Source organism: Hymenobacter jeollabukensis, assembly GCF_005771675.1.
GTDB lineage: Bacteria > Bacteroidota > Bacteroidia > Cytophagales > Hymenobacteraceae > Solirubrum > Solirubrum jeollabukense.
In genome coordinates this window covers 699584-718949 of sequence record NZ_VAJM01000001.1, presented here as the reverse complement: position 1 = coordinate 718949, position 19366 = coordinate 699584, and the positions used below count along the sequence as shown (strand labels likewise).

The 19366-nt window shown below is 67.4% G+C and carries 17 protein-coding genes and 1 tRNA gene; 7 read left to right on the top strand and 11 right to left on the bottom strand.

The annotated features are described in order from the left end of the window. The first annotated feature begins 153 nt into the window (after nucleotides 1-153). Nucleotides 154-1296, top strand: a complete 1143-nt coding sequence (locus FDY95_RS03075; protein ID WP_171025501.1) for a glycosyltransferase family 4 protein — start codon at nucleotides 154-156, stop codon at nucleotides 1294-1296. Between the two features lie 23 nt (nucleotides 1297-1319). Here FDY95_RS03075 and FDY95_RS03070 read toward each other — a convergent pair whose 3' ends face one another. Beyond that, nucleotides 1320-1829: a hypothetical protein gene (locus tag FDY95_RS03070; protein ID WP_138075234.1), complete on the bottom strand. Its 510-nt coding sequence runs from the start codon at nucleotides 1827-1829 to the stop codon at nucleotides 1320-1322. A 107-nt stretch (nucleotides 1830-1936) separates the two neighbouring features. Between FDY95_RS03070 and FDY95_RS03065 the strand changes: the two genes are divergently transcribed. From FDY95_RS03065 to FDY95_RS03055, 3 genes are all read left to right on the top strand, one after another. After that, entirely contained in the window at nucleotides 1937-2566 is a 630-nt protein-coding gene (locus tag FDY95_RS03065) for a polysaccharide deacetylase family protein (protein ID WP_171025500.1), read from the top strand. Nucleotides 2567-2750: 184 nt separating this feature from the next. After that, a complete protein-coding gene (locus tag FDY95_RS03060) occupies nucleotides 2751-3860 on the top strand; it encodes a glycosyltransferase (protein WP_138075233.1) in 1110 nt (369 codons plus the stop codon). Nucleotides 3861-4112: 252 nt separating this feature from the next. Further along, complete coding sequence (locus tag FDY95_RS03055) at nucleotides 4113-4880, top strand: TatD family hydrolase (RefSeq protein WP_138075232.1); 768 nt, start codon at nucleotides 4113-4115, stop codon at nucleotides 4878-4880. A gap of 197 nt (nucleotides 4881-5077) precedes the next feature. On the opposite strand, the gene FDY95_RS03050 is transcribed toward FDY95_RS03055, so the two are convergent. The 3 genes from FDY95_RS03050 to FDY95_RS03040 form a co-directional block, all read right to left on the bottom strand. Then, the gene (locus tag FDY95_RS03050) at nucleotides 5078-6079 is read right to left on the bottom strand and encodes an NADP-dependent oxidoreductase (RefSeq protein WP_138075231.1); all 1002 of its coding nucleotides are present in this window, start codon (nucleotides 6077-6079) and stop codon (nucleotides 5078-5080) included. A 36-nt stretch (nucleotides 6080-6115) separates the two neighbouring features. Beyond that, nucleotides 6116-6871: an SDR family NAD(P)-dependent oxidoreductase gene (locus FDY95_RS03045; protein WP_138075230.1), complete on the bottom strand. Its 756-nt coding sequence runs from the start codon at nucleotides 6869-6871 to the stop codon at nucleotides 6116-6118. Nucleotides 6872-6977: 106 nt separating this feature from the next. Beyond that, nucleotides 6978-7601, bottom strand: a complete 624-nt coding sequence (locus tag FDY95_RS03040) for a TetR/AcrR family transcriptional regulator (protein WP_138075229.1) — start codon at nucleotides 7599-7601, stop codon at nucleotides 6978-6980. Nucleotides 7602-7886: 285 nt separating this feature from the next. On the opposite strand from FDY95_RS03040, the gene FDY95_RS03035 reads away from it, so the two are divergent. The 3 genes from FDY95_RS03035 to FDY95_RS03025 all read left to right on the top strand — a co-directional run bounded on the left by FDY95_RS03035 (nucleotide 7887) and on the right by FDY95_RS03025 (nucleotide 12284). Beyond that, nucleotides 7887-8990, top strand: coding sequence for an asparaginase (locus tag FDY95_RS03035; protein WP_246073908.1), 1104 nt, complete (start codon nucleotides 7887-7889; stop codon nucleotides 8988-8990). A 53-nt stretch (nucleotides 8991-9043) separates the two neighbouring features. Beyond that, a tRNA-Ser gene (locus FDY95_RS03030) sits at nucleotides 9044-9131 on the top strand. Nucleotides 9132-9518: 387 nt separating this feature from the next. Beyond that, a complete protein-coding gene (locus FDY95_RS03025; RefSeq protein WP_171025499.1) occupies nucleotides 9519-12284 on the top strand; it encodes an ATP-binding protein in 2766 nt (921 codons plus the stop codon). 29 nt (nucleotides 12285-12313) lie between these two features. Here FDY95_RS03025 and FDY95_RS03020 read toward each other — a convergent pair whose 3' ends face one another. From FDY95_RS03020 to FDY95_RS02990, 7 genes are all read right to left on the bottom strand, one after another. Beyond that, nucleotides 12314-13138 carry a universal stress protein gene (locus tag FDY95_RS03020; RefSeq protein WP_138075228.1) on the bottom strand — a complete coding sequence of 275 codons (825 nt, stop codon included), beginning with the start codon at nucleotides 13136-13138 and terminating at the stop codon, nucleotides 12314-12316. A gap of 77 nt (nucleotides 13139-13215) precedes the next feature. Beyond that, nucleotides 13216-13431, bottom strand: coding sequence for a YgaP family membrane protein (locus FDY95_RS03015; RefSeq protein ID WP_138075227.1), 216 nt, complete (start codon nucleotides 13429-13431; stop codon nucleotides 13216-13218). 72 nt (nucleotides 13432-13503) lie between these two features. After that, nucleotides 13504-14715: a BON domain-containing protein gene (locus FDY95_RS03010; protein WP_138075226.1), complete on the bottom strand. Its 1212-nt coding sequence runs from the start codon at nucleotides 14713-14715 to the stop codon at nucleotides 13504-13506. Nucleotides 14716-14858: 143 nt separating this feature from the next. Next, on the bottom strand, nucleotides 14859-15737 hold the full coding sequence (locus FDY95_RS03005; protein WP_138075225.1) for a universal stress protein: 879 nt from the start codon (nucleotides 15735-15737) through the stop codon (nucleotides 14859-14861). Nucleotides 15738-15767: 30 nt separating this feature from the next. Beyond that, nucleotides 15768-16631 (bottom strand): universal stress protein, encoded by an 864-nt coding sequence (locus tag FDY95_RS03000; RefSeq protein WP_138075224.1) that lies wholly within the window; start codon nucleotides 16629-16631, stop codon nucleotides 15768-15770. Nucleotides 16632-16769: 138 nt separating this feature from the next. Then, complete coding sequence (locus FDY95_RS02995) at nucleotides 16770-18287, bottom strand: L,D-transpeptidase scaffold domain-containing protein (protein WP_138075223.1); 1518 nt, start codon at nucleotides 18285-18287, stop codon at nucleotides 16770-16772. Next, nucleotides 18284-19309 (bottom strand): 2-hydroxyacid dehydrogenase, encoded by a 1026-nt coding sequence (locus FDY95_RS02990; RefSeq protein ID WP_138075222.1) that lies wholly within the window; start codon nucleotides 19307-19309, stop codon nucleotides 18284-18286. The genes FDY95_RS02995 and FDY95_RS02990 overlap by 4 nt, the downstream gene beginning before the upstream one ends. Nucleotides 19310-19366 lie beyond the last annotated feature (57 nt).

Genomic DNA, 19366 nt, shown 5'->3' with positions numbered 1-19366 from the left:
GCCCGCGTGATTTTCGGTTTTCGAAGGCTTGGCGCTTGTAGCGACTTTTGGCCGCCCAGCTGATTGTCAGCTGCGGCAGAAGCGGAAACTTGCGCAGAAGCTGCGGCAACCAGCTGGTCCAGGCGCTCCTTCACTCATTCACTTCTTCACTCATTGGACATAGCCGTCAACACTCGCTTCCTCTTGCCCGGCGACCAGCTCGAAGGCATCGGGCGCTTCACCTACGAGACGCTGCGGCGACTGGTGCGGCAGCACCCGGAGCACACGTTTCACTTCCTCTTCGACCGCGCCTTTGACAAGCGCTACCTGTTCGGGCCGAACGTGGTGCCGCACGTGCTCGGCCCACCGGCCCGGCACCCGCTGCTGTTCGTGGCCTGGTTTGAGGGCGCCGTGGCCGCGTGGCTGCGCCGCCACCGCCCGGCCGTGCTGCTGAGCACCGACGGCTTCACCACGCTGATGACCTCGGTGCCGCGCGTGACGGTGGTGCACGACCTGGCCTTTGAGCACTTTCCGCAGGACGTGAGCTGGCTGGTGCGCCGGTACTACCACTTCTTTTTCCCGCGCTTCGTGCGCGCCTCCCGCCGCCTCGTGGCCGTGTCGGAAGCCACCCGGCAGGACGTGGTACAGACCTACGGCGTCGATCCGCGGCGCATTGATATTGTATACAACGCCGCCGACGCGCACTTCCGGCCCCTGCCTGCCGCCGCGCAGCCGGCTGTGCGCCAGCAGTTCAGCGGCGGGCGGCCCTACATCCTGTTCGTGGGCGCCCTGCAGCCGCGCAAAAACCTGGTGAACCTGCTGCGCGCCTTCGACCAGTTCAAAACCCAGACCGGCTCCGACACCCAGCTGCTCATCGTGGGGCGCAAGGCCTGGAAAGCCGGCCCCATCTTCGACGTGTACCAGCAGATGCAGCACCAGCCGGCCGTGCACCTCACCGGCCGCGTGACGGACGAGGAGCTGGTGCAGCTCTACGGCGCCGCCCGCGCCTGCGCCTACGTGCCGTATTTTGAGGGTTTTGGCATCCCGATAGTGGAAGCCCAGCAGAGTGGCTGCCCGGTGCTGACCTCCGACCGTAGCTCCATGCCCGAGGTGGCCGGCCCCGGCGGCGCGCTGCTGGCCGATCCATTTTCCGTCGATGAGCTGGCCGCTGCCCTTACGCGTCTGGATGCCGACGAGGCGCTGCGGGCGCAGCTGGTGCAGCAGGGGTTCGAAAACGTGCGTCGCTTCAGCTGGGACGAAAGCGCCCGGCGGTTGTGGCGCAGCATCGAGGCTGCTGTCGGTGAAGGTGGTAAATAAGCTTACTGGTTTGGTAATCTAATTTAGTAAGTGGCTTGATGCTCGCTCATCAAATCGATTAGAAAGCAATTCTCTTCGATTAGGCGCTGTTCTAGTAACAAGAGCAACTGCGCTACGCTCTGTTCGGGCTCTTCTAGCTGGCGCTTAAAAGCCTGTAGCTCCGGCAGCGACATCGTAAAATACTGGCGCAGCTCCCGCAGCGTAAGCGGCTGCCGGGCCCGCTCAGCAACCCGCTGCTCAAAATACTGCAACTGCTGTTGTAGCTTTCGTAGCGCGGAAAAATCGGCCCAGCCAATTTCCTGAACTCTCCGGCTGCGCTTGCCGATGACGTAGCCAGGCGCGCCGGCAAACTGCATGCTTCGTGCTGCGTGGGGAAGGCCTGGGCGGTGCGCTGTGCAGTTGTCAAAGTACCACAATTGGCGGTATTCCACCGGCTGGCCTACCACTAGGTAGTAATCAGGATGCAGCGGAGTTTCGGCGTTGCACTGCGCAATGTAGCGTCGAGCCGCGTCAAGGGCTTCTTCTCGGGTCATGGAGTCGAAGATGGAGTGAGCAGCCGTGAAGATGCACGAAATCCGGCTACCGGCCCGACTGCCGCGCCTGCCTTACCTTCGCGGCGCACCATCCTTCCTCCCGCTTCATGCGCCTGCACCGCCTGCCCGACGTGATGCACCGCTGGCTGCCCGGCGCCGTCTGGCAGGGCCCGGCCGCCGCGCAGCCCACCGTGTACCTCACCTTCGACGACGGCCCCATCCCCGAGGAAACGCCCTGGGTGCTGGAGCAACTAGCCCGTTTCGATGCCCAGGCGCTGTTTTTCTGCGTGGGCGACAACGTGGAGCGCCACCCCGACGTGGCCCGGCAGGTGCTGGACGCCGGCCATCAGCTTGGCAACCATACCCACCACCACCGCAGCGGTTGGAGTACCCCGCGGGAAGCCTACCTGCAGGACGTAGCCCGCTGCCAGCAGGCGCTGGATGCCCTGCAGCCCGACGCCCGGCGCTACTTTCGTCCTCCCTACGGCCGCACCACACCCAGCCTGCACCGCGCCCTGCACCCCGACTACCAGGTAGTGATGTGGGACCTGCTCACCTGCGACTACGACCGCGCCTACGCCCCCGAGCGCTGCCTGCGCGATGCGCTGCGCTACACTCGCCCCGGCGCCGTGGTGGTGTTCCACGACAGCCTCAAAGCCAGCCCCAACCTGCGCTACGTGCTGCCCCGCTACCTCGAAGCGCTGCGCGAGCAGGGCTACCGCTTCGGCGCTTTGTAGCATTAGCATGCTGCTGCGTCACAAGCACGTCGTGTCGAGCATGTCGCGAATCAAGCGAAGGCCCTAGACATTTTGCTGGATGGTATTCTGCTTGTTGAATTTACTATTGGACATCAGCACGCGAGATGTCTCGACAAGCTCGACATGACGTTCTAATGGTTTTATGATAAAACGCTCCTTTTAATTGCCCTCTTTCCTCCTGCTCGTCTTCTTCGCCGGCTGGTTTGCCGTGTTGCTGGGCTCCTGGCTGCTGTTTAGCCGCCGCCGGGCGCCACAGGGCCGCCCGCTGCCTGCTGCGCCGCCCCGGGTGAGCATCCTCATTGCCGCCCGCAACGAAGAAGCCGTCATAGCCCGCTGCCTGCGCAGCGTGCGCGCCCTCGATTATCCGCCCGCGTGCCTGGACGTGCTGCTCGGCGACGACGCCAGCACCGACCAGACGGCCGCCGTGGCCGAGGCCGCCATGCAGGGCTTCGCGGGCACGTTCCGCATCCTGCCCATCACCGATGCGCTGGGCTCGGCCCGCGGCAAGGCCAACGTGCTGGCCCATCTGGCCCGCGCCGCCACGGCCGATGTATTCCTCATCACCGACGCCGACATCCGCCTGCCCGCCAGCTGGGTGCGGGGCCTGCTGGGTCACCTGCGACCCGGCCTGGGTACCGTGACGGGCCTCACGCTGGTCACCGGGCCGCGCCTGTTCGACCGCCTGCAGGGGCTGGATTGGCTGATGTCGCTGGCGCTGGTGCAGATGGTGTCGGACCGGGGGCAGCCGGTTACGGCCATGGGCAACAACATGCTCATCACCCGCGAAGCCTACGAGGCCGTGGGCGGCTACGAGAGCCTACCGTTTTCCGTCACCGAAGACTACGAGCTGTTTCGGGCCGTGCTGGCGAAAGGTTTCGGCTGGCTGAACCTGTTCGAGCCCGCCGTGCTGGCCGAGTCGCTGCCCATCGGCACCTGGGCGCAGCTGCTGCACCAGCGGCGGCGCTGGCTGCGCGGGGTGGAGGGCCTGCCCGGTCACATTCAGGCCGGCCTGATCTACTACGCCGGTTTCTACCCGGCGTTGGCGGTGGCGGCCTGGCTCTGGGGCGGCGGGGCGGTGTTGGGCATCTGGACTGCCAAAATGCTGGCCCAGGGCCTGCTGGCCGGCAGCGCATTCCGCAAAACAGGCCGCCGCGCCCCGCTGCACCTGCTGCCGCTGTTCGAGCTGTACACCCTGGCCGTCACGGCGGGCCTGACGTGGTTTCGCCTGAGCCGCCGCCCCTTCGTGTGGAAAGGCCGCCAGTATTCGAGGTGATGGGAGTGTGTAAGTGACACGTGACACGTAACAGGTAACACGTGACAGGCAACAGGTAGCCGTCATTCCTGCCATTGGGAAGACTTGTACACCGATTACGCCTCGCGCAATGCCCAGTCATCTTCGCCCGTCACCAGTCAAGCCCAAACCTGTCACGTGTTACTTGTCACGTGTTACTTGTCACGTGTTACCCCCTAGCTTTGCCCCAATCGTCCACCAAATCCGTGCAATCCGGAAAATCCGTCTAAATCCGTGGTCCTGACCGATTCCCACGCCCACATCTACGCCGAGCAGTTCAAGCCGGACCGCGACGCGGCGCTGGAGCGGGCCTACGCCGCCGGCGTGCGTACCATCCTGATGCCCAACATCGACCACACCAGCATCGACGTGATGCTGGAGACGGAGGCGCGGCACCCCGGGCACTGCCACGCCATGATGGGCCTGCACCCCTGCCACGTACTCAAGGACTTCGAGCAGGAGCTGTACCGGGTGGAAGACTGGCTGTCGAAGCGCCCGTTCGTGGCGGTAGGGGAGTGCGGCGTCGATTTGTACTGGGACAAAACCACCCTGGCCTGGCAGCAGGAGGCGCTGAAAGTGCAGCTCGACCTGGCCAAAAAGCACCGACTGCCCATCGTGCTGCACACCCGCGAGGCTTTCGACGAAACCGCCGCGCTGGTGGAAGCCGCCCAGGATGGCACGCTCACGGGCGTGTTTCACTGCTTTTCCGGAACGAAAGAGGAGGCCGAACGCGCCATCAAGCTGGGCTTCAAGCTCGGCATCGGCGGGGTAGCCACGTTCAAAAACGGCGGCCTCGACCAGGTGCTGCCCCATATCGGCCTGGAGCACCTGCTGCTGGAAACCGACTGCCCCTACCTGGCCCCCGTGCCCCACCGCGGCAAGCGCAACGAGCCCAGCTACCTGCCCCTCATTGCCCAGCGCGTCGCCGACCTGCTGCAGCGCGACGTAGCCGAAATAGCCGAAGCCACCACCCGCAACGCGGCGGAGCTGTTCAAGCTGTAAAGGGGCGACTTTCCATCGGCGGCCGGGCGCAGGCACAAGACGCGGTCCGGCTGAAAAAGGACGGACTACCAGTAGTATGGCCGGGGTAAGCCCTGAATCCTGGCAAGCTGTCGGCCCGGGCCGGAGCCGGGGGAACCGTCTCAGGCGGTGGCCGCCGCCCGGTGCGCGAGCAGCAGTATGCAGCTTGGCGGGGCGTATTACTGCCGCTTCACCACGACCTTGCCCTTGGCCCGTCCCGTTTCCACGTAGGCCAGCGCCTCGTTGGTTTGCGCAAACGGAAACGTCTTGTCCACCACGGGCTTGATAATCCCGGATTCCAGCAGCTGGGTGAGTTGCTCCAGTTGCTGGCCGTTGGCTTTCATAAACAGGAAAGTAAAGCGCACCCCCAGCTGCCGGGCCTTGCGGCGGATGCTGAAGCTCAGCAGCTGGGCAACGACCCGGACGTACCAGGGCAGGCCGGCTTCCTGGGCAAATGCGCCGTCGGGCGGCCCGGAGATGGATACGACTACGCCGCCGGGCTTGAGAATCCGCAGCGACTTTTCCAGGGTTTTGGCGTCCTGGCTGTTGAGCACCACGTCGTAGTCGCTGAGCAGGGCTTCGAAATCCTGGGTTTTGTAGTCAATCACCACGTCGGCGCCCAGGCGCCGGACCAGCTCCGCGTTGGCCGCGCTGGTGGTGGTAGCCACGAAGGCGCCCAGGTGCTTGGCCAGCTGGATGGCAACGGTGCCCACCCCGCCCGAGCCGGCCTGGATAAATACTTTTTGCCCCGGCCGCAGCTGAGCCCGCTCCACAAGGGCCTGCCAGGCCGTGAGGCCCACCAGCGGAACCGCCGCGGCTTCCGCCATCGTAAGGTTGCGCGGCTTGTGGGCCACATCGGCTTCCGGCACGGCAATCAGCTCGGCGAACGTACCGATGTGGAAATCGGCCGGGCGGGCGTACACCGCGTCGCCGACCCGGAACCGGCTTACCCGCGCCCCGACGGCCACCACGGTGCCCGCCACGTCGTGGCCCAGCCCGAACGGCGGCTTGTAGGGCAAAATCAGCTTGAATTCCCCGTCGCGGATTTTGGAATCCAGCTGGTTTACGCTGGCCGCGTGGACCTCAATCAGCACCTCGTCGGCTTGCGGGGTGGGCGGTGGGGTTTCGGTGAGCTGCAACGGTTCGTTTTTGCCGTAGCGGGTTACCAGAAAGGCTTTCATATCGGGCAGGGGGAAGAATAGAAAACGGGGGCCGCTTTAGCCGGCAGTGGCGGGGCTGAACCGGCCCATCAGGTTGATGGTACTTTTACGGGGCAGCAGCCGGCTGAAAAACACCAGCAGGCGGTTCATGGACCCGGACACCACGCGGGGCCGGCTGCGCCGCCGAAGCGCCCGCACCAGCTCCTGGGCCACGGCTTCCGGCGTTTGCATGGAAGAGAAGGTGTCTTTCCCGCCGCCGGCCGCCGTGTGGAAGCTGCTGCCGGTGGCGCCGGGGTTGAAGCTCATCACGTAGACGCCCCGGTCTTTCATTTCCCACCACAGCGTCTCGCTCAGAATGCCTACGAAGGCCTTGGTGGCCGTGTACACGCCCGTGCCGGGCAACGAAGTCAGCCCCACCGTCGAGGCGGTATTCACCAGGGCGTCGCCGCGCCGGGCCTGCCGCAGGTAGTGGTGGGCCAGTACGGCCACCGCGTCCATGTTGAGGTGCATGAGGTCGAGCTGCTGGGCGAGGGGCAGGTCGGCGAAGCGGCCGTAGATGCCCGCCCCGGCATTGTTGATGAACGCATCGTAGCGGTTTTCGTCGATGTGCTTCGCCACCAGGCTCATGCCCGCGGGCGTCGAGAGGTCGGCGACCAGGCTGCGGTGCCCGCTGCCGGCCAGGGTGCCCAGCGCGGCCTGCAGCTTTGCGGGGTCGCGGGCCACCAGCGTGAGGGCGGCCCTCTCGGCGGCCAGCAGCTGCGCGGCCGCCCGCCCGATTCCGTCGCTGCCGCCGGTAATCAGAATCTGTTTCATGGCAAAAGGGAAAAGAAAGTGAGCAGAAACTCCGGTCTTGTCCGAGACGTTCGTTACTGGTGGTTAAAAAGATTACAGTGTTTAGAATAAGGGTAAAAAAATAGGGTTACAGTGCCCTTCTGATAAGGTCGTAGAACAAGGTCAGGGCTTCCTGCATGGCGGGGAGCCGGCGTTCCTCGGGCAGCACCACCAGCCGCTGCCGCAAGTGCAGGGCGGCCAGGCCGTGCACCTGCGCCCACACCATCAGCGCCGCGCTTTCGGCGTTCTGCGGCCGGAATACCCCTTTATCAATGCCGCGTTGCACGATGCCGACCACCTGCGCGAAGGCCGAGCCACCCCCGGGCCAGGCATTGGCGCCCGCGCAGGCCTGGGCAGCCACCATCGGCCCGCTCATGATGAACATCAATTCGAACAGCTCCGGATGGCGGAAGGCAAAGCCCAGAAACTGCTCCCCGACGGCCCGCAGCTGCTCGGCCGGGTGCTCGATGGACGTGATGACGCCCAACTCCCGCACCAACAGCTCAAAGCCCTGGGTTTGCAGGGCCAGTAGCAGCTCGTTTTTGTCCTTAAAATAGAGGTAGATAGTTGCCGGGCTGTACTCGATGGTGTCGGCAATGTTGCGCATGCTCACCTTCTCAAACCCCTGCTGGGTGAACAGGTGCAGAGCCGCGTCCAGAATGGCCTGGCGGCGTTCGGTTTTTTCGCGCAGCTTTCGGTCGGCAATGCCCACGGCGGAGGGAGGTGTGTTTACGATGCAAATATAATGAACACTGTTCTGTATTTGTTTCGACGTCGTACAAAATACCCCGGCTCCCGTTCTAATTCATCGTTTCACTGGGCTGAAGGGGGAGAAAAAGTCAAGCCATGGTGTCAATCCGGGCGGGCGGGAGAGGAGCGGCGGTAGTTGACGCCGGCCCGGTAGGGCCCCGACGTGCTTTTCTCGGCCGGCGTATCTGGGGGTATCTGGTAAATGTGGCACCTTTGTCCAGTCTAAACTCTCCCTTTCTTCCCCCCTTTGGAGCCTCAAATAATCGTTGAAGCGCCGGCCTCGGCGGCCGGGGAACGGCCGGCCTCGGTGCTGGTGGTGTACACCGGCGGCACGGTGGGCATGTCGGTCAACAAGCGCGGCGAGCTTGTGCCAATGGATTTCACCCAGATCCGCAAGCAGGTACCCGAAATGCGCCATCTGGGCATGCAGGTGTCGGTGCTGAGCTTGCCCGAGCCCATCGACTCAAGCAACGTGACGCCCGCCGAGTGGCTGATGCTGGCTGGCATCCTGCAGCAGCACTACGCGCAGTACGACGGCTTCGTGGTGCTGCACGGCACCGATACGATGGCCTATTCGGCCGCCGCGCTGAGCTATCTGCTGGAAAACCTAGGCAAGCCCGTCATCTTCACCGGGGCGCAGGTGCCGGTGGGCCGCATCCGCACCGATGCGCGGCGCAACCTGGTCACGGCCCTGGAAATTGCCGCCGCCCGGCACCCCCGGGCCGGCACCGTGCGCGTGCCCGAAGTCTGCGTGTTCTTCAACGACGTGCTCATCCGCGGCTGCCGGGCCAAGAAGGTGGAAAGCCAGCACTACTCGGCCTTCAAGAGCGAGAATTACCCGCCGCTGGCCCGGGCCGGCATCGAGCTGGAATTCGATGACAGCCTGGTGCGCCTGCTGCCCGCCGGCCCCCTGCGCGTGCACCCGCAGCTCGACGACCGGGTGGTCATCCTCAAGCTCTTTCCCGGCATCACCGAGCGCACCGTGCGCGGCATCCTCGGCGCCGAGGACCTGCGCGGCTGCGTGCTCGAAACTTACGGCTCGGGCAATGCGCCCACCAGCCCGTGGTTTCTGGAGTGCCTACGCGAAGCCACCGCGCGGGGCGTGTTCGTGCTTAACGTGAGCCAGTGCGAGGAGGGCCGCGTCATCCAGGGCCGCTACGAAACCAGCGCCCACCTCACCGACCTCGGCGTCATCGGCGGCGAGGACATTACCACCGAGGCGGCCATCACCAAGCTCATGTACGTGCTCGGCCTAGGCCACGATGCCGCTACCACCCGCCGCCTGCTGATGAGCGACTTACGCGGCGAAATCTCGCTCGGCCCGGCCGCCGGCACCGGTATCCGCGTCTAGCGGCTTGCAGATGTGCGAAATGCCGCGTTACTTTGCGCAGCTTTCCGCAACCTAGAGAGGTGTCCGAGTGGTCGAAGGAGCACGCCTGGAAAGTGTGTATGGCCCAAAAGGTCATCGTGGGTTCGAATCCCATCCTCTCTGCTGAAAAGCCCGTTTCTGCGCCAGAAACGGGCTTTTTATTTTGCCGGGAAGCGGCTCCTGCCCCGGGCTCAGGGGCAGATTGCCGTTTATTTTTCGCGTCACCGGGAGTAAGGCGGGAAGAACAGCTCCGCGCGGCACCCGGGCTGGCCGGCCCGATTCGGCGCAGCGGCCGGGCCCGTGAGCGGCGCGCCGGGCCCGGGCCCCCGAAAGGCGGTATCTTACCCGGGCCTTAGCGGTTGGAGCTTACCCGATCCGGCCTTTTTGAAGCACGGCCCGTTGGCCGTCCTTGCCCACTCGCGGGTCCGCCTGCAGCGGATGCCCGGGCGCATGGGGTATTTCCCGGTAAACAAGTCAACGCCTGCCGGCCCGGCGGGCAACCCCTGCACGATGACGGAAAGCGAAACGAATGATCCGGCCCGCCCGAAAGCCAGCCCGGATATGGTGGTTACCGTCGATCTGCAGGGCGGCATCGTCGCCTGCAATGAGGCGGCGCTGACGCTCACGGGCGCGGCCCGCGACGCCGTGCCGGGAATCGATTTCTTCCGCTTGTTTACCGAGCCAGAGGCCCTGCGGGAGCTTCACCACGAAGTCGTAACCCAGGGGGCGGTCCGCGACGTGCCGCTCGTGCTGCGCCCGGCCCGGCAGGCGCCGACCCAAGTGCTGGTCAGCGGCGCGGCGACCAAGGACGAGGACGGCAATGCCTCGGGCGCGGTGTACCAGGTGCGGGATGCGGCCGAACCTAGTTGGGCGACGGCGCTGGGCCTGGCCAACCAGGAGCTGGCGCTTCAGCAGCTGGAAAAGGCCAAGCGGGCCGATGAGCTGCTCCTGGCCAACGAGGAGCTGGCGTTTCAGAACGACGAGAAGGAGAAGCGTGCCCAGGAATTGCGCGCGGCCAACCAGGAACTGGCGTTTCAAAACGACGAGAAGGAGAAGCGCGCGGCGGAGCTCCGCATTGCCAACCGGGAACTGGCGTTTCAGAACGCGGAAAAGGAGAAACGCGCCCAGGAGCTGCTCATCGCGAATGCGGAGCTGGCCTTCCAGAACGAGGAAAAGGAGAAGCGGGCGGCCGAATTGGTGGTGGCCAACCGGGAGCTGGCCTTCCAGAACGAAGAAAAGGTGAAGCGGGCGGCCGAGCTGCGCGTGGCCAACTACGCCCGGGGCCTGATCGAGGCCAGCCGCGACCCGCTGATTACCATCAGTCCGGAAGGCAAAATCACGGACATGAACCAGGCTACGGTGAACATCACCGGCCTGGACCGCGCCCGGCTGATCGGCTCCGATTTCTTCGCGTATTTCACCGACCCGCAGATGGCGCGCGAGGTGTACCAGGAGGTGTTTGCCCGGGGCACCGTGGCCGACGCGCCCCTGACCCTGCGCCACCAGGGCGGCAAGCTCACCGACGTGCTCTTCAACGGGTCGGTGTACCGCAACGACGAAGGCCGGGTGCTGGGCGTGGTGGTGGTGGCCCGCGACGTAACCGAGCAGAAGCGCATTGCCTCCGAGCTGATCGAGGCCCGGTTCGCGGCGGAGCGGGCCACGGTGCTGGCCGAAGAGGCCCAGGCCAAAGCCGAAAGCGCGGTGAAGGCCAAGCAGCAGTTTCTGAGCAACATGAGCCACGAAATCCGCACGCCCATGAACGCCATCATCGGCTTCACGAAGGTGGTGCTGAAAACCGAGCTGACCGACAAGCAGCGCGAATACCTGACGGCCATCAAGCTCAGCGGCGACACGCTCATTGTGCTCATCAACGACATTCTGGACCTGGCCAAGGTGGACGCGGGCAAGATGACGTTCGAGCAGATTCCGTTCCGGCTGGCGGCCTCAGTGGCGGCCATGGTGCACCTGTTCGAAGCCAAGTGCCAGGAAAAAAACCTGGCCCTGGTGCTCGATTACGACCCGCGCATCCCGGAGGTGCTGCTAGGCGACCCGGTGCGCCTGCACCAGATCATTCTCAATTTGGTGAGCAACGCCGTCAAGTTTACCAGCGCGGGCAGCATCACCGTGGGCGTGCGGCGGCTGGTGCAGGACGCGGACCACGTTATCCTGGAGTTTGCCGTCACCGATACCGGCATCGGCATCGAGCAGGCCCAGCTGAGCGCCGTGTTCGACGACTTCCAGCAGGCCAGCAGCGGCACTGCCCGCCTCTACGGCGGCACGGGCCTGGGTCTGGCCATCGTGAAGAACCTGGTGGAGGCGCAGGGTGGCACCGTCGACGTGAAAAGCCGGGTGGGCGTGGGCTCGACCTTCAGCTTCGTGCTGCGCTTCGGCAAAACCACCGCCCTGCCCGAGGCCGACCTGCCCCTGGCCGTCGAGCAGGAACCGGGGCTGCAGCACGCGCGCATCCTGGTGGTGGAGGACATTGCCCTGAACCAGCTGCTGATGAAGACCCTGCTGGAAGACTTCGGCTTTCACATGGACGTGGCCGTCGACGGAAGCCAGGCCCTGGACATGTTGCGCGCCGCCCCCTACGACCTGGTGCTCATGGACTTGCAGATGCCGGTCATGAACGGGTTTGAGGCCACGGCCTACATCCGGCAGGAACTGGGCCTGAGCGTCCCCATCATTGCCCTCACGGCCGACGTGACGTCGGTGGACGTGGCCAAATGCCAGGCCGTGGGCATGAACGACTACATCACCAAGCCGATTGACGACCGGCTGCTGTACCGCAAAATCGTCAAGTTTCTGAAGCAGGATGCCCCGGCTCAGCCCGCGGCGCCTGCCCCGGCCGCCGCGGGGCCGCCCCCGCCCCGGAGCTGCGTCAACCTGGACTACCTGAAGCGCATCACCAAAAGCGACGCGCGCCTGGCGGAAATGCTTGGCCTGTATCTGCAGGAAATTCCGCAGCTGGTGCAGGCCGTAAAAAAGGCCCTGGCCGAAAAAGACTGGCCGGGCCTGAAGCTCGCCGCGCATTCCCTGATTCCCACCTTTGCCACCGTGGGCATGCCGCCGGAATTCGAGCTTATCACCAAATCCATGCAGAGCACGGCCGAGCAGCTGCTGGCCAGCGGCGCCGGCCCCAGCCAGGAAACCATGATGGGGCTGCTGGCCGCGTTTTCCAAGATCGAAGCCGTTTGCGCCCAGGCCGCCCGGGAATTGGAGGAAAAGCTGCTGGCACTGGCCCCGCCCGCTGCCCCGGCCCCAGAAGCGCGGTAGCCGCGGCTACCTGCCAAACCCGGACGGCGTCAGTGCATGGTGGGCAGCACCAGCACGGGCACGGGGCTGTGCTGCAGCAGCTGGGCCGTGACGCTGCGGTGAAATAGCCCGTCCAGAAACGTGTGCGGGCGGGCCAGCACCACCAGCATGTCGGCCTGCAGTTCGGCGGCGGCGTGCAGAATGCCCGTGGCGGTGGCTTCCTCGCGCACTTCGTAGAGGCTGTTGTCGGAAAGCGGGCCGAACAGCTCGCAGCGGCGCACGGCCTCGAAGCCCACCGCGGCCTGCGAGGGGCCGTGGGCCGGACCTACGTGCACGACGGTGGTGCTGGGCTGCCAGCGGGCAATCAGCTCGCCCAGGGCCAGGGACTGGGGCGTGAGCCAGAAGCCGTGGTCGTCGGCGGCCACCACGAGGCGGCGCGGAGCGGCATCGGCGGACCAGCATTCGGGCACCAGCAGCAGGGGGTAGCGGGCGGTTTGCAGGATAGGGCCGGCCTGGTGGCGCAGCAGGCGGTCAATCATGGTGCTGTGCTGCTCGCGGCCGAGCGCCAGCAGCAGAGGGTGGTGCTGGGCTACCACCTCGGTCACAGCGTCGCCGAGCGTATCGATGGAGAGGTGCGTTTCGGTGGGCAGGGCCTGCTGCCGGGCGCGCTCGGCCAGTTCGGCCAGAATTTGCTTGCGGCTTTGCAGCACCATGGGCAGGGTCACCATGGCGGCTTCGGGCTCCAGCAGCGGGTCCTGGTACACGTGCAGCAGCACCAGCCGGCCATCGACCTGCTCGGCCAGCCGGGTGGTGTAGCGCAGCGCCCGCTCGGCGGCGGGCGAAAAATCGGTGAGAACGACAAAGGCGGGGTGCATGGCGAGATGGGTTGGGAAGGAGGAGGGCAACAGCGCGGGTTGGGTAACCCGCGTGGCAGGGCCTTGAATTCAAGTTTTCAGCGCTGCCAGGGGCGGTGGGTGCTGAGGCCCAGCACGCCGTAGAGCGGGCAGTAGCCGATGGCGCCGGTCAGCAGCAGAAACAGGGGAATGAGCAGCCAGGCCAGCAGTTCGGGGGCGCTGAACTGCTTGCCGAGCACCAGCAGGCCGGCGGCAATTGCCGCGGCCAGGGCCATGCGAATTACCCGGTCGTAGGAACCTATGTTCTGAGTCATGACGAAAAGCGAAAAAAGGGTGGGAAACAGGTAGGAGGGAGCAGGGTCAGCGCCCCGAAGGCGAAGCAACGCTCAGGCCACCAGGGCCGGCGGATAATCGGAGGGCGCGGCCGGGCGGGGCGGTAGGCTGGCGTGCGTCTGCACCAGCAGCCCGTTGACGACGCTGAGCACCCCGGCCGTGCCGGCGGCCAGCTCTTCCAGGCGGGCTTTTTCGAAGTGGCCGGGCACGGTGCCGCGCAGGATGGCGCGGCCGTGGTCGACCACCCATTCCACCGGCAGGGCCTGCACGTAGGCGTCGTGGGCCTGGGCCCGCTGCAGGGTGTGTAGCAGCTCCGCGTCGTCGGGCAGGCGGCGCGGCCACACGCGCAAGTGGTTGTTGACGTGCCAGATGCCGGTGGCATTGCGGGCGTCCTGCTCGGCGGCGCGGCGGGCCCGCACGGTGCTCACAGCCCCGTTGAGCGTGGCCACGCCGTTGACGACCTGCAGGGCGGGCAGATCGGTGCCCAGGCGCTCATCCAGCTGCCAGGCGTCGTGAATGGCCTGCTCGCTGGCGCTATCGGGCACGCGCAGACGCGGGGCGCGGGGCTCGGCGGGCGGCCGGGCCCACACGCCCACGGCCAGCTGCCCGGCGTCGACGGCGGTGGCGCCGGCGGCCCAGGCCGTGGCTACCAGCCGGCTGCGGGTGCAGTCCGAGTCGACGGCCCCGCGCAGGCGTACCCGGCCGCGCTGCACCTGCACGTCCACCCCGTCGGCGCGCAGGTAGGCGTCCCAGCTGAGCTGCTCGTCGAGGTACAGGCTGAGGTCGGCGTCGCTGATGCCCTGGGCGCCGGTGCAGGCCAGGCGGTCCTGTACGTGCCAGATGCCCACCACCTGCTTCACCACGCGCAGCAGCCACTGCTTCACCACCCACGAATCGACCACGCCGCTGAGGGTGGCGGTGGCGTGCTGCACCGTGACCTGCACGCTGGGGTGGGGGCCGCACTCGGCCAGAATCAAAGCGGCGGCCCGCTGCTGCAGCAGCTCGTCGGCCAGGTCGGCCGTGCGCATCTGTAGCTCGTTGACTACGCCACGCACGCCGTTGACGGCCCGGGCCAGCTCCTCGGCGCGTTCCAGCGAGAGGAGGTTGTCGGTGAAGCCCGTCAGGCGCACGATGCCCCGCACCACGGCCACCTGAATGCGGGTGTCGTGTACGCCGGGCTTGAGGGAGTATTGCCGGTGGACGGCGGCGGCCAGCTCCGCATCAGCGGGCGGCGGCAAGGAAAGCGTGTCGAGCAAATGGTTCATGGGGCAACAGGCTGTGGAGTAAGTAAATATCCACGTTTGCTGAGCCCGGTTCCATGACGCACGTTACCCGAAAACGTGACGTATATCATGCCGCCGGCCGGCCAAAATCAGCCCCGTGGCGGCCCGATTCGGTGCCCCGCTGCTTACCCCTGCGCCTGCTGCTGCAGGTCGGCCGTCAGGGGCACGGCATCGGCCTCCACGACCGGCAGCAGCAGCACCGGCAGCGTGCTGCGCTCAATCACGGCGGCCGTCACACTGCGGTGAAACAGCTCGCCGAGGTAGCTGCGCGAGCGGGCCAGCAGCACCAGCAGGTCGGCGCCGACTTCCTCGGCCGCGCCCAGCAGGCCGGTGGCCGCATCGGGCGCCAGGCAGCCGCGCAGCTCCACCGTGGTTTCGGGCGCCAGCACCCCGCTGGCCTGCACCGCCCGCAAGGCCCGCGCGCACCCCGCGTCATCCTCCACCTCCGACACGTAGGCGACGGTGAAATCGGCCCCCAGCGTCTGGAGCAGCCCGGCGGCGGCTTCGCTGGTGGGGGCCAGGCCGAAGGCTTCGCGGTCGGCGGCGATGAGCACGCGCTGGGGCAGGTCGGCGGCCGTGGTGGCTTCGGGTACGAGCAGCACCGGAAACTGGGCGGCGCGCAGCAGCTCCAGGGCGGCCGTGCTCACCTGCCCGGCGGCTTCGGGGCCGGCGGCGGGCAGGCCCAGCACGAACAGGGCCGGGGCGTAGCGCTGCGTCAGGGCCGGGAGCATGGTGGGCAGCAGGTCGGTCATCAGCTCCACCGTGGCGGGCGCCCGCAGCTGCCCGGCCAGCTCGCGCAGCAGGGCCGCCGCGTCGGCATCCTGGGCCAGCTCCTGGCGGCGCCAGGCCTCGCCGGCAAACATGTAGGGGTCGTAGAGCGAGGCGCGGTGGGCGTGCAGCAGCACCAGGTGGCCGCCCTGGGCGCTGGCCAGGGCGTCGGCGTAGCGCAGGGCCCGCTGCTCGGGCGGGTAAAAGCTGGCTAGAACGAGGAAGGTGAAGGCCATGGCAGTAGGGAAAAGCGGGGTCGGCGGAAGCTAGTCGGCGGCGGGCAGCAGCAGCATGGGCACGGGGCAGGTGCGCAGCAGGCGGCTGGTGACGCTGCGGTGAAACAGCGCGCTCAGGAAGCTGTGGCGGCGGGCAATGAGCACGAGCAGGTCGGCCGGGGTTTGGGCCACGGCCTGCAGCAGCCCGCCCACCGGCGACTGGTGTCGGATGGCTTCCACGTCGGTGTGGCAGGCGGTGGCGGCCAGCCCGGCGCTGTGCACCTGCCGCAGGGCCGTGGCGCACACCGCGTCTTCCGCCGCCGCCGACACGGTGGCCACCGTCAGGCGCGGCTCCAACTGCTTGAGCAGCTGCAGGGCCGGGCCGGGGTGCTCCAGCCGGAACGGGTCACCATCGGCCGCCACCAGCGCGTGCGTGGGCACGGCGGGGCCCCGGTACGCTTCGGGCACGATGAGCAGCGGAAACTCGCCGCTGCGCAGCACGTCCAGCACGGCCTGGCTGACGGGCGCGTCCTGCTCCACCTCGGCGGCCTGGCCGAGCACGAACACGGCCGGAGTGTACCGGTGCAGCAGGGCGGCGGCGGTGCTCAGCTGCAGGTCGGGCACCAGCTCGATGCTGGTGGGCACGTACACCTCGTCGGCCAGGGCCTGCACGGCCATCAGCAGCTCCCCGTCGCGCTCCTGGCTGGGCTGGTCGAGCAGCTCCCCATCGAGCACCGAAACCTCCCGCACGTGCAGCAACACGAGCTGGGCCCCCAGCGGCGCCGCCAGCTCGGCCGCGTAGCGCACGGCCCGGTGCGCGGCCGGGAAGAAGTTGGTCAGCACAATCAGCGACAGGGACTTCAGCTCGCCTGCCGGTGGCATTGTGGGCGCATTTTGAATCTGGTTGAGCGTCATGGCCAAAGCAGGTTAAGTGAACGGGTGGAGATGAACAGAGCCCGGCCACTGGGGCCGGCTATCTGCTCAGGCAAGGTGGCCCCGACCGGAGGGCATTGGCAATGATTTCTGTCAGCCGGGAAATTGCCGAAAGCGGGGCTAGGGCTGGGGCAGGGCCGCGGCCAGGGCCCGGCGCAGGGGCGCGTCGCGCTGGTAGATGTCGGGGTAGAAGCGCAGCTGGCCCTGCTCCACGGCGCAGGTGGCGTAGCACACGTGCAGGGGCATGGGGCGGCGCAGCCACACGTTCCGGGAGCGGGCATCCCGGGCGCAGGTGGCTTCGTCGGGCAGCTGCGCGGACTGGCCCTCGCGGCGCAGCAGGTAGGCGGCTAGGCGCATGGGCTCGGCCACCCGCATGCAGCCGTGGCTCAGGGCCCGCTGCGGCTGCTCGAAGAGCTGGCGCACGGGCGTATCGTGCAGGTACACGGAGTAGGGGTTCGGGAAGCGGAAGACGATGTTGCCCAGAGCGTTGTCGCAGCCCGCCGTCTGGCGGATGATGTAGCTGAAATTCCCGGACGTCACCCCCGACCAGGCCACCTGCCACGGGTCGAGGGGCCGGCCCCGGCTGTCGTAGAGCGCGTAGTGGTTGCGGGCCAAGTAGCCGGGGTCGGCCTTCACGCGCGGCAGCAGCTCCTTGGTGGCGATGGAGCGCGGCACGTACCAGTCGGGGGCCAGGGTGAAGTACAGGATGTGGCTGCTGAGCGTGGGCGAGGGCGTCCGGGGCTTGCCCACTATCACGCGGTGCTGCTGCCGCACGGTGTCGCCGCGCACCACCAGCAGCTCGTAGGCGGGCAGGTTCACGAGCACGTACTCCGATTCGGGCAGGGCCCGCCAGCGCCAGCGTTCCAGGTTCAGGGCTACCTGCTCGTAGCGGGCCTGCCAGCGGGCCGCCGAATCGGCCGGCACGGGCTGGCGCAGCCACCGGGCCAGCGCCGCCTGCAGCCGGCGGTACTCGCGGTGCCGGGGCTGGCAACGGAGCACCGCCGCCCGCACGTCGGCGTCGGCCAGGGCTTGGCGCAGGGTGTCGGCGGGGCTGAACGTGGTGCCGCTGGCGCGCTCCGCGGGCGAGGGCGTGGCGGGACGTAGGCGGCCGCGGTGCAGGTCGCGCATGAAGCTGAGGGCGGCGTCGCTCAGGTACACCTCGAAGCGGGCCTGCCGCGCCGGCAGCTGCGCATCCGCGGGGCCGGCCAGGGAGTCGCGCAGGGCCTGCAGGCGCGGCATTCCATAGTACGCCGGCTGCAGCCCATAGGCCGGTGCCTGCTCCAGCAGGGTCAGCAGGCCCTCAGCCGAGGGCGTGAGGGTGCCGTCGGCGTGCGTCCAGACGGGCGCCGGCGCCGGCCCGTACAGCATCCGCACGGCCGCCTCGCTCTGCAGGCGCGGCCGGCCGGTGGTCGGCACGGTGTCGAGCAGCACCCGCAGCCAGTGCGCTACCGGCGTTTCGCCCGGCAGCACGGCGTCGACCGCCACGGCCCGCACAGGCAGCCCAGGTGAAACGGCCAACGGCACCGCGACGAGTCCGTCAGGCCGCGGCGCCGCCAGCCACCAGCCGATCAGCAGCAGCCCGGCGGCGTACAGGGCCGGGCGCGTCAGGTGGCTGAGCAGGGAATCGGAGGTTTTCACGGCGAGCAGACTGGCTGCAGCACCGCCGGGGCGGGCTGCAATTCGTGGGCGGCGGGGTGGCCCTGCGCCCAGGCATCGAGGTTTTCGACGGTGGTCGTGGCAATATTGCTCAGCGCCTCCCGGGTGAGAAAGGCCTGGTGGCCGGTCACCAGCACGTTGGGCTGTTGCAGCAGCTCGTCGAGCAGCGCATCGTGGGTGGCGTCCTGGCGGTGGTCCTCGAAGAAGAGGCCGCGCTCATGCTCGTACACATCGAGGCCCAGGTAGCCGAGCCGGCCCGACTGCAGGGCGGCCAGAGCGGCGGCCGTGTCGAGCACGGCCCCGCGCCCGGTGTTGATGAGCATGGCCCCGGGCTTGAGCTGGGCCAGTAGGTCGGCATCGATCAGGTGGCGGGTTTCGGCCGTCAGCGGGGCGTGTACCGACACGATGTCGGCCGCCGCGCACAGCTCGGGCAGCGACACGTAGCGCAGGCCGGTGCGCTGGCTCAGCGCCGGGTCGGGCTGCACGTCATAGCCAAGCAGGCGGCAGCCGAAGCCGCGCAGGATATCGGCCAGCACCCCGCCGATGCGCCCGCAGCCGATGAGGCCGACGGTTTTGCCGTGCAGGTCGAAGCCCTCCAGCCCGTCGAGGCGGTAGTCGTGGCGGCGCAGCTGCTGGTCGGCCTGGCGCAGGCGGCGGTTCAGGGCCAGCATCAGGGCCACCGCGTGCTCGGCCACGGCATAGGGCGAGTAGGCGGGCACGTTGGCCACGCGCAGGCCCAGGCGGGCGGCGGCGGGCAGGTCTACCTGGTCGTGGCCGGCGGCGCGCACGGCCACGTAGCGTACGCCCAGCTCGGCCAGGCGCGCCAGCACCGGGGCCGAGGCATCGTCGCTGGTGAAGAGGGCCACGGCTTGGCTGCCGGCGGCCTGGGCCGCGGTATCGAGGGAAAGCGGAGTTTCCACGAAGCGCAGCTCATGCCGCCCGCCCGCCGCGGCGGTGAGGTGGGGCTGCTCGTAGGCATGGGCACTGAAAACGGTGACGTGCATGGGGGAAAGAAAAATTAGTTGGTTGGGATGTAATACGTTTTGAATGAGCTGCTTGAA

Excerpts from the sequence above, each read along its gene's own strand:
- FDY95_RS03070 (WP_138075234.1), bottom strand. The coding sequence starts at position 1,829 with ATGACCCGAGAAGAAGCCCTTGACGCGGCTCGACGCTACATTGCGCAG.
- FDY95_RS03065 (WP_171025500.1), top strand. The coding sequence starts at position 1,937 with ATGCGCCTGCACCGCCTGCCCGACGTGATGCACCGCTGGCTGCCCGGC.
- FDY95_RS03050 (WP_138075231.1), bottom strand. The coding sequence starts at position 6,079 with ATGAAAGCCTTTCTGGTAACCCGCTACGGCAAAAACGAACCGTTGCAG.
- FDY95_RS03045 (WP_138075230.1), bottom strand. The coding sequence starts at position 6,871 with ATGAAACAGATTCTGATTACCGGCGGCAGCGACGGAATCGGGCGGGCG.
- FDY95_RS03025 (WP_171025499.1), top strand. The coding sequence starts at position 9,519 with ATGACGGAAAGCGAAACGAATGATCCGGCCCGCCCGAAAGCCAGCCCG.
- FDY95_RS03020 (WP_138075228.1), bottom strand. The coding sequence starts at position 13,138 with ATGCACCCCGCCTTTGTCGTTCTCACCGATTTTTCGCCCGCCGCCGAG.
- FDY95_RS03015 (WP_138075227.1), bottom strand. The coding sequence starts at position 13,431 with ATGACTCAGAACATAGGTTCCTACGACCGGGTAATTCGCATGGCCCTG.
- FDY95_RS03010 (WP_138075226.1), bottom strand. The coding sequence starts at position 14,715 with ATGAACCATTTGCTCGACACGCTTTCCTTGCCGCCGCCCGCTGATGCG.
- FDY95_RS03005 (WP_138075225.1), bottom strand. The coding sequence starts at position 15,737 with ATGGCCTTCACCTTCCTCGTTCTAGCCAGCTTTTACCCGCCCGAGCAG.
- FDY95_RS03000 (WP_138075224.1), bottom strand. The coding sequence starts at position 16,631 with ATGACGCTCAACCAGATTCAAAATGCGCCCACAATGCCACCGGCAGGC.
- FDY95_RS02990 (WP_138075222.1), bottom strand. The coding sequence starts at position 19,309 with ATGCACGTCACCGTTTTCAGTGCCCATGCCTACGAGCAGCCCCACCTC.